Source organism: Neisseria sp. P0021.S006, assembly GCF_051956895.1.
The window spans coordinates 1-536 of record NZ_JBQCWZ010001004.1; the positions used below are offsets into that span (position 1 = coordinate 1).

Consider the following 536-nt stretch of genomic DNA (forward strand, 5'->3'; position numbering starts at 1 on the left):
AACTTATACAGCATCCATCAAAAAATGCTGGCTAAAAAGTTGCGTTTTGCCGAAGTAATGGATATCTACGGCTTTCGGGTCATTGTAAACAATATTCCTGCCTGTTATGCCGCGTTGGGTGCATTGCATAATTTATACCACCCCAAGCCCGGCCGTTTCAAAGACTATATCGCCATTCCGAAAAGCAACGGTTATCAAAGCCTGCACACGACCTTAGTCGGTCCTTACGGTTTGCCGATCGAAGTGCAAATCCGTACGCGTGAAATGGATGCAGTGGCTGAGGGCGGTATCGCCGGTCATTGGATTTACAAATCCGGTGAAAATACTCCTGACCAAGCCGTCCTCCATATGAACCGATGGATGAAAAATATTCTTGACCTGCAGGCCAGCAGCTCAAATGCTATCGAGTTTCTGGAGCATGTCAAAGTCGATTTGTTCCCCAACGAAGTCTATATCGTTACCCCGAAAGGCGATATCCTTACCTTGCCTAAAGGTGCGACGCCGATTGACTTTGCCTATGCCGTTCACACCAATAT

Annotated in this window: 1 protein-coding gene; it reads left to right on the plus strand. The window is 47.0% G+C overall.

Going from position 1 to position 536, the window contains the following annotated elements; genetic code table 11:
• Positions 1-536 (plus strand): TGS domain-containing protein (locus ACTHUM_RS18405; protein WP_440403737.1); only part of this gene is annotated, 536 nt, incomplete at both ends.